The following is a 7,817-nucleotide window of genomic DNA, read 5'->3' as shown; positions in this document are numbered from 1 at the left end:
CCAGTTCGGGCGGAGACATGAACTTGAGGAAGGCGGGGTTCGCCCGTTGGGCCGGGTCATGGTAGAGGAGGCAGTGCGAGTGGATGTCAATCATGGTTGGCTTTCCTACCTCTCACGGAAGCTGGTGGTTCCTGGGCCCCTGCAAAGCACACCGCACGAGTTGACCTTTCCTTTCATGCCAACCCTCCTCCTGCGTGTTTGTCGGTCGGTGTTCCCGCGTACTGGAGCCAAAGGAGGGCACGAAGGCAGAGGACGCGAACAGACCGGGTGCTCGGGAAGCGGGCTCTTTGTGAGGCTTCCCCGGGATGCCTGACGAGACCATCCACAACGACAACAGGGACATGACCACTCATGACACAGCAGCGCTCCCTTGCAGGGGACCTGGAGCACACGCCGATTGTGCAGCGCATCAGTGACGGTTGGCAACTGGCGATCGATCCACAGAACGAGGGCCGCCGGGGGCGCTGGTACCGGGCGATTCGTCCGGAGGCTCAGCCGGCGCCGGTACCCGGGATCCTCCAGCAGGTGTTCCCTGACTACCATGGTGTGGCCTGGTACTGGGTCAGGTTCACAGCTCCGGCCACGAGACGCTCAGGCGAACGGACTGTGCTGCGTTTCCGAGCGGTCGACTACTTCGCCGAGGTGTGGCTGAACGGTCGGTCGGTGGGTAGCCACGAAGGCGGCGAGACGCCCTTCACCCTCGACGTGACCGACACGATCAGGCCGGGGAAGGCTAACCTGCTGGCGGTGCGCGTCATCAACCCGGGCCTCGAGCGGGTCGATGACTTCGTGCTCGCCGAGGTACCACATCGCAACAAGCGCGTGCCCTTCATCCCCGGCAGCACCTACAACTTCGGCGGCCTGATCCAGCCGGTGGAGCTGTTGGTGGTGCCTCCGGTGCGCATCACCGAGGTCTTCGCCCAGCCCTGCGTTGCGACGGGTGAGGTGACGCTCTCCGTCACGATTCACAGTGACGAGGCCGAAGCGCAGACGGGAAAGGTCGAGGTGGTGATTGGTGACGCACGCGAGAGCGAGGTTCTGGTCGGTGCACAGGCGGAAGTGGAACTCGCGCCGGGCGACGGCTCACACGTGCTCTCCCTCCAGGTGCCTGAGCACCGCCTCTGGAGTCCCGAGGAGCCCTGCCTGTACCGGACGGAGTTGATGCTGAGGACGACCGGCCCGGAAGGGGTCTGGCGACACCGCTACTCCGTGCGGTTCGGGTTCCGCGACTTCAGGGTCCAGGACGGGTGGTTCGTGCTCAATGGCAAGCGGGTGTTCCTGCGCTCGACGCACACCGGCAACCACTTCCCCATCGGCGAGATCGTGCCACCAACGCCGGACTTCCTGTGTCGCGATCTACTCTACGCCAAGACCTGCGGCTACAACATGGTGCGCTTCATCGCCGGCATGCCCTGGCCCGAGCAACTGGACTACTGCGATGAGATCGGGCTGATGGTGTACGAGGAGTGTCTCGCCGGCTGGTGTCTGGGCGAGTCCCCGCACATGACCGAGCGCTACGACCGCTCGATCCGGGAGATGATCCTGCGCGACCGCAACCACCCCAGCGTTACCATCTGGGGGATGCTGAACGAGACGCACGACGGCCCGGTCTTCCGGCAAGCAGTGGCAGACCTGGGGCTCGTCCGGGAGCTGGACGATACCCGCCTCGTGCTTCTGGGCAGCGGCAGGTGGGATGCCCAGCCGTCGATTGGGTCGGTGAGCAACCCGGGAAGTGACACCTGGGAGCACGTCTGGGGAGCCGAGGCGCCTGACGCCCCACCAACTACGGCCAAGAGAGACGGCATCCACGGCGGGTACTTCCCCGGCGCAGGGGATGCCCATGTCTACCCGCCTGTTCCCCATCCGGCGACGACCTACGACTTTCTCCGCCGCCTCGGCAGTGACACAAAGCCCGTGTTCGTCTCGGAGTACGGCATCGGCAGCTTGATGAACGTCATCGGCGAGCTACGGAGGTTCGAGCAGGCAGGAGCCCGCGCCGATCTGCCCGACCCGGCTTTCCTGCGCAGCATGGTGGAGCGCTTCCAGGCAGACTGGGAGCGCTGGGGCTTCTCCGACGCCTACGCCTTCCCGGAGGACATGCTCCTCGACAGCCAGCGTCGGCATATGCGCCAGCGACGACTGGGCTTCGACCTCATCCGCAGTAACCCGCGTATCTGTGGCTTCAACCTCACCGGGATGCTGGACCACGCGATCAGCGGCGAAGGCCTCTGGACGCTGTGGCGGGAGTTCAAGCCGGAGTGCGTGGACACTCTCCAAGACGGCTGGGCGCCCCTGCGCTGGTGCCTGTTCGTCACACCGATGCATGGGTACGCCGGACGCCCGCTGCGATTCGAGGCGGTGCTGGCCAACGAGGAGGTGCTGTCGCCGGGCGAGTACCCGGTCTGCTTCCGCATCCAGGGCCCCGCGGGCCTGGCCTGGGAGAAACGGACGACGCTTACGATCCCGGAGGTGCAAGGCAAGGACTGGGCACCGCTGGCCGTGCCGGTGCTGGAGGAGGAGGTCGTCCTGGACGGCCCTGCGGGCGCCTACGAGTTTGCCGCTTGCCTGGAGCAGGGAGGCCATCCCTTCGGGAACCGCAAGGCCTTCCGGCTGTCCGATCCTGCCCAGTGGCATCGTCTGCACGGCTCGGTCGCCACGTGGGGACTGGGTCAGGAGGTGACTGACTGGCTCGCGACCAGGGCCCTCAGGTGTCGCGACTTCAGGGGTCGCCAGGGCAAGAAGCCGCAGGTGGTTCTCGTCGGCAATCCCGGCGAGAGCGCCGCGGAGCCCTGGCGAGATCTCCTGCGGTCAGTTGCTGCCGGCGGCGTCGCGGTCTTCCTCCAGCCGGCGGCCCTGCGCAAGGACGACGACACCACCTTCCGCTTGCCCCTCAAGAACCGCGGGATATGCAGGAGCTTCTGGGACTGGCTCTACCACAGGGAGTGCGTGGCTCGACGCCATGAGGTCTTCGCGGGTCTGCAGGAGGCTGGTCTGATGGACGCGGAGGACTACGACCAGGTGACCGGCCACGAGATGTTCCAGGGGCTGGACGACCCGGAGGAGGTGCTCTGCGCGGCCTTCGCCCTGGGCTATCCCTGTCCAGGCGGCTACGAGTCCGGCATCACCCTGGGTGCGTACCGCTTCGGCGCTGGATGGCTCGTTCTGAACAGCCTGCGGATCGTCGAGCACCTCGACAGCCATCCTGCAGCGGACCGCTTGCTGCTGAACCTGGTGAGCTACGCACAGGGCCTCGTGCAGCGCGAGAGTCAGCCGATCTCCGCCGCCATGGGCAAGCGCATCGACCGACTGTACCGGTAGCGATGTCCAGGGCTGCTCCGCGCGAAAGGCCGGGGCAGGAGCGCCGCTAGCCCGCGCGGTAGCGCCCGAACTCCCGTGCCGCTTTGTACATCGCCGCCACGTGCTCGACCGGGGTGCAGGGCGCCATGTTGTTGGCGGCGATCAGGACGAACCTGCCACCCTCCAGGATGCCCGATTCGCAGATCCGCCGCACTTCGTCGCGAAGGGCGCTGACCGGTCCCCCTTTGACCAGCATCACTGAGGGGCCGCCGTAGATCTGCACCTTAGGCCCCAGCTCTCGACGCAGCCAACCATGGTCGACCGGGAAGCCCGTGTCGAAGCTGTAGACCTTGAGCTCATCGCGGAGCAGCCGGAAGAAGCGAGTGGCATCGCCGCAGAGGTGGATGCCCGTGCGACCGCCGTCGCTGAACTCCTCCACCATGAGCCGGTGATAGGGCAAGACGAACTCCTGGTACTGGGGTACCGACAGCAGCACGATCGCGTCATCGGCGAAGGAGAACCCGGGGCGACGGAACACACCCTTGTCCGGTGAGTCGGGATAGCGCTCCCAGCGCCACTCACGGAGGGCCTTCATGCGGCGAACCAGGCAGTGGGTGATGAAGCCCAGGAGATCGTGGTAGTAGTCGGGGTCGGTGACCATGTCCAAGCACACTTCGGCGGCGCCGCGGAGCTTGTAGGCGGCATCCAGTGGTCCGTCGGAGCCCTCGCCGGGAAGCGTTCGTGGTGGGTGTACCGGCAGTCCCTGGAACTCCAGATTGCGGCACCGGTCATGCATGTATTCGTAGAACTCCACCGCCCGCCCCATCAGACCACCGCGTAAGGGGTCGGGGCACTCCATGTTGTAGAGCTTGTGCTTATCCTCCTTGAGGATCTCGACCGTATCGGGCACGGCGTTGCCGTCGTAGTGCATCGGGCAGCCGAACCAGCCAGCGTCATAGGAGTTCTGGAAGTCGACGGTCAGTGTCCAGCCCTCTTTCGGCGGTCCCATCTCACGGTCGCAGAGCACGTGGTTCCGGTACCACGCCTGGTAGGCCAGTTGGCACTGGATCTGCGCCTCCGGGTCGGTGAAGAAGTCCTCGAAGGTATACCCCGTTGTGTTGATCGCCGGGTTCTGCAGCAGGTTGCGGATGCTTCCGTGCACCGATACCGGGACCCTCGTCGGGCGACCTTCGTGATACGCCTGCCAGACGGCGGCGACCTCTTCGTTGTGCCGCTGGAAGTCCGGAGGGTCCTGCAGATGCCAAGACATGAGTTCGCTCTCCTGGGGCTTCGGTATAGGGCAGGCATGTGACGCGTCCTTTCCGCCGCCATGAGCGAGCACCTCCCACCGGGTGTGAGGGTTCAGGGCGCAGGTCTGAGCGCTGCACGAGGCGAATTGCTGACCATTGCGACTCCCCAGGACAGCGTGAAAGGACGCCTCCCTATGCGCACCTCCCAGCCACTGCTCGCCTGTCTGCTTGCCCTGACGGCTCTGCTGTGTGTCCTCAGCACGGTACCGACGGCTTCGGCAGCAGACGGTGTGCCCGTATACAAGGATGCGACGGCCCCTCTGGAAGCCCGCGTCGAGGACATGCTGAAGCAGCTCACCCTGGAGGAGAAGCTGAACCTCCTCGGCGGAACCGGCTTCGCCACGAAGGCCATCGAGCGGCTGGGAATCCCGGCCATGGGGATGTGTGACGGACCGATCGGCGTCCGCGGCGGCGAGTCCGGGACGCAAGGCCCGGCGACGTCCTTCCCGTGCGGGATCGCTATGGCCGCCACCTGGGACCCGGCGATCGTGGAGCGCCTTGGCGCTGCGATCGGCAGGGAGCTGCAGAACAAGGGAACGGGAGCTTACGTGATCCTGGGGCCTTGCGTGAACATCCACCGCACTCCCTTCGGCGGGCGGAATGGAGAGAGCTACAGCGAGGACCCGTACCTGGCTTCACGCATGGCGGTCGCTTATGTGAAGGGCGTTCAGGGCACCGGCGCTGCCGCGTGCGTCAAGCACTATGCCTGCAACGATCAGGAGTGGGAACGGGGCAGCATCAATGCACAGGTGGAGGAGCGGACGCTGCGCGAGATCTACCTGCCGGCCTTCCAGGCTGCGGTCCAGGAAGGCGGAGCCTGGTGCGTGATGAACGCCTACAACAAGGTCAATGGCCCTCACTGCTCCGCAAACAACTACCTCAATAATGACGTGCTCAAGGGCGACTTCGGCTTCGACGGCTGCGTGATGACCGACTGGGGCGGAGCGCACAGTACTCAGGGCGTAGCAAAGGGCGGCACCGACCTGGAGATGCCTACCGGTGCCTACATGAACCCCGTGCGGCTGATGCCACTGGTCGAACAGGGGAAGGTGAGCCGCGAGATCATCGACGACAAGGTGCGGCGCATTCTCCGAACTGTCATCCGCGTCGGCCTGCTGGATGGCCCCAAGCACCCCGATAACAGCATCGTCAACTGCCAGGCTCATCGGGACCTTGCGCGCGAGGCCGGTGCACGCGCCATCGTGCTGCTCAAGAACGAGGGCAACCTGCTGCCGCTCAACGCCAAGGCGCTCAAGTCCATCGCCGTCATCGGTCCCAACGCCGCGGAGAACCGCCTGAGCATGGGCGGCAGCGGCTACGTGAGTTCGCGAAGCAACGTGAATGCGCTGGATGCCATCAAGGCCCGGGTCGGCGACGGCGTTGTGGTGAACTACGCCCGCGGCAGCAGTCTTGCCGGCGAGGCCCTTCCGGCCATCCCGGCGGAGTTGCTGACTCCCGCCGGCGGCCAACCCGGAGAGCACGGTCTGAAGGCCGAGTACTTCGCCAACCAGTCTCTGGAGGGCGCTCCGGCGCTGGTGCGGACCGACAACACAGTGGACTTCCACTGGGGTGGCAATGGTCCGGGCGGGCCGATCCCCAACGACCACTTCTCTGCTCGCTGGACGGGCAAGTTCACGCCTGCCGTCGCGGGGGAGTACCGCCTGTGCATCACCAGCGACGACGGCTCGCGCCTGTTCCTGGATGGCAAACAGGTCGTCGAGTCGTGGAAGGACCACGGCATGGAGTCTGCGACGGCCACGCTGCAACTCGAGGCCGGTCGAGCCTATGACCTCCGGGCGGAGTTCTACGAGAACACCGGCGAGGCGGGAATGGTTCTGGGGATGCTCGCTCCCGGGGCCAAGCCGGACATGGACCCGCAGATCGCCGCGGCCGCGAGGGCAGCTCGGGAGTCTGAGGTTGCTGTGGTGCTGGCCGGGCTCTCCGCAAGTTACGAGAGTGAGGGGCGCGACCGCGACGATCTCGAGCTGCCCGGGAATCAGGCAGCGCTGATCCAGGCAGTGGCGGCAGCCAATCCCCGGACCGTGGTGGTGCTCACGAATGGCACGCCGCTGAGGATGGGCGACTGGATCGGGCAGATTCCGGCGGTCCTGGAAGCCTGGTATCTTGGTGAGCAGGGCGGACAGGCGGTAACGGACGTGCTGTTTGGCGATGTCAACCCGTCGGGCAAGCTTCCCGACACCCTCGCCGCGCGGCGTGAGGACTATCCGGACTTCGGCAACTATCCCGGCGGAGGCGGCGTCGTGAACTACGCCGAGGGCACCTTCGTGGGCTACCGCAGCTTCGACAAGAGAGGCGTGGAGCCGCTGTACCCCTTCGGCTACGGGCTCTCCTACACCACCTTCGCGTACAGCGATCTCAGGATTGAGCCCACGACGATGACCGCGAAGCAGCCGGTGACGGTGAGCCTGACCGTTCGCAACACCGGCGCGCGACCGGGCGAAGAGGTCGTCCAGCTCTACGTCCACGACCCGGCGCCGAAGATCGAGAAGGCGGTCCGCGAGCTGAAGCGCTTTGCCCGGGTGGCCTTGCAGCCGGGCGAGGCCAAGGCCGTGACTTTCACTCTCGACGCGGCGGCGCTGGCCTACTGCGACGTCCCCGGCAAGCAGTGGCGGTCCGACGCGGGGACCTATGAGGCGCAGATCGGAGCCTCGTCGCGTGATATCCGCCTGCGGGGCGAGGTCATGCTAACGGAGACGGTGCTGAAGCCGGTGGCGAACCTCGGCAAGTGGATGGAGGAGCCCACGCCGGCGTCCTGGGGCAAGAACCTGGCTCTGAAGCAGCCTGTCACCGTGTCCTCGGTCGAGCGCGAGGACACTCCGGGCGAGGGCGCTGTGGACGACAGCCTCTCGACGCGCTGGGCCTCGAAGTTCAGCGATCCGCAGACGCTGACCGTCGACCTGGGCAAGGTGACGAAGGTCAATCGCGTCGTGCTTCGCTGGGAGGCGGCCTTCGGGAGCGCCTACGCCCTTGTGGTCTCCAGTGACGGCAAGGGGTGGAAAGAGGTCTATGCCACGGACACCGGACTGGGCGACGAGGAGACGGTTGCCTTCGACGCGACCGATGCGCGTTACGTGCGGCTGACGGGTCTCAAGCGAGGGACAACCTATGGCTACTCACTGTGGGACTTCGCCGTGTACGGTCCGCAGTAGTCAGGCCGGTCAGGCGCATCCGGCTGCTCGGTAGAGACGG

The 7,817-nt window shown here is 65.9% G+C and carries 3 protein-coding genes; 2 read left to right on the top strand and 1 reads right to left on the bottom strand.

What is annotated here, in order from left to right:
- The first annotated feature begins 351 nt into the window (after positions 1–351).
- Entirely contained in the window at positions 352–3,318 is a 2,967-nt protein-coding gene (locus ABFE16_06545) for a glycoside hydrolase family 2 TIM barrel-domain containing protein (GenBank protein MEN6344948.1), read from the top strand.
- Positions 3,319–3,364: 46 nt separating this feature from the next.
- Here ABFE16_06545 and ABFE16_06540 read toward each other — a convergent pair whose 3' ends face one another.
- Entirely contained in the window at positions 3,365–4,567 is a 1,203-nt protein-coding gene (locus ABFE16_06540) for a uroporphyrinogen decarboxylase family protein (GenBank protein ID MEN6344947.1), read from the bottom strand.
- Positions 4,568–4,741: 174 nt separating this feature from the next.
- Between ABFE16_06540 and ABFE16_06535 the strand changes: the two genes are divergently transcribed.
- Positions 4,742–7,777: a glycoside hydrolase family 3 C-terminal domain-containing protein gene (locus ABFE16_06535; protein MEN6344946.1), complete on the top strand. Its 3,036-nt coding sequence runs from the start codon at positions 4,742–4,744 to the stop codon at positions 7,775–7,777.
- Positions 7,778–7,817 lie beyond the last annotated feature (40 nt).

Source organism: Armatimonadia bacterium (genome assembly GCA_039679385.1).
GTDB lineage: Bacteria > Armatimonadota > Zipacnadia > Zipacnadales > JABUFB01 > JAJFTQ01.
Note: the sequence above shows the minus strand (reverse complement) of the source record. Positions and strands in the feature narration are given on the sequence as shown.

Coding starts and splice junctions, on each gene's coding strand:
- ABFE16_06535 (MEN6344946.1), top strand. CDS start 4,742: ATGCGCACCTCCCAGCCACTGCTCGCCTGTCTGCTTGCCCTGACGGCT.
- ABFE16_06545 (MEN6344948.1), top strand. CDS start 352: ATGACACAGCAGCGCTCCCTTGCAGGGGACCTGGAGCACACGCCGATT.
- ABFE16_06540 (MEN6344947.1), bottom strand. CDS start 4,567: ATGTCTTGGCATCTGCAGGACCCTCCGGACTTCCAGCGGCACAACGAA.